Origin of the sequence: Nonomuraea sp. NPDC050153 (genome assembly GCF_044460125.1) — a bacterium.
Taxonomy (GTDB): Bacteria; Actinomycetota; Actinomycetes; order Streptosporangiales; family Streptosporangiaceae; genus Nonomuraea.
In genome coordinates, this window is sequence record NZ_JBITJQ010000102.1 from 1 (window position 1) to 1039 (window position 1039).

Annotated in this window: 1 protein-coding gene; it reads left to right on the plus strand. The window is 69.4% G+C overall.

Annotation, left to right across the window (positions count from 1 at the left end):
* Window positions 1-1039, plus strand: a 1039-nt coding sequence (locus tag ACIBQ1_RS61870) for an acyltransferase domain-containing protein (RefSeq protein ID WP_397292898.1), incomplete at both ends; no start/stop codon positions are given.

The following is a 1039-nucleotide window of genomic DNA, read 5'->3' on the forward strand; positions in this document are numbered from 1 at the left end:
GTGATCAAGATGGTCCTGGCCGCCCGCGAAGGGCTCCTCCCGCAGACCCTGCACATCACCACCCCCACCACCCACGTCGACTGGGAACAGGACCAGATCCGCCTCCTCCAGCAGGCCCGGCAATGGCCCAACCGAGCCGACCAGCCCCGCCGCGCCGCCGTCTCCTCCTTCGGCATCAGCGGCACCAACGCCCACCTCATCCTCGAACAAGCCCCCCAACCCGCCCTCACGAACACGGCCACGAGTGTCGAGGCTTCACCCTCCCTACCGTTGGTGCCGATCACCCTGTCGGCCCGCGACCAGGTCAGCCTCGCCGCCCAAGCCGCCCGCCTGACCGACCACCTCACCACCCACCCCGACCTCCCCCTCCACGACCTCGCCCTGTCAGCCGCCACCACCCGGGCCCACCTGGAGCAGCGCGCGGTCATCCTCGCCGCCACCCCCGACGACCTCCACCAAGCCCTTCGCCACCTCACCACCACCAACGGCAAGGGCAGCGGCAACGGCACGGGCGGCGGCAGCGACGTGGGGGCCAACACCGCCACCGTCAACGGCGGCACCAACGAAAGCAACGGCGAAGGCACCGGCGTGGACAGCCCCAACGGCCTCCCCACCCGCTCAAGCAACGGCAGCAACGGCAGCAACGCCTGGACAAACGTGAACCTCATCACCGGCCGCGCCAAACCAGGAAAAATCGCCTTCCTCTACTCCGGCCAAGGCGCCCAACACCCCGGCATGGGCCGCCAACTCTACGAAACCTTCCCCACCTTCGCCCACGCCCTCAACAACACCTGCGACGCCCTCGACCCCCACCTCGACCACCCCCTCCGCGACATCATGTGGGCCACCCCCAACACCCACCACGCCCAACTCCTCCACCAAACCACCTACACCCAACCCGCCCTCTTCGCCCTCCAAACCGCCCTCACCCACCTCCTCACCCACTGGGGCATCCACCCCCACTACCTCGCCGGACACTCCCTCGGCGAAATCACCGCCGCCCACACCGCCGGCATCCTCACCCTCACCGACGCCGCCA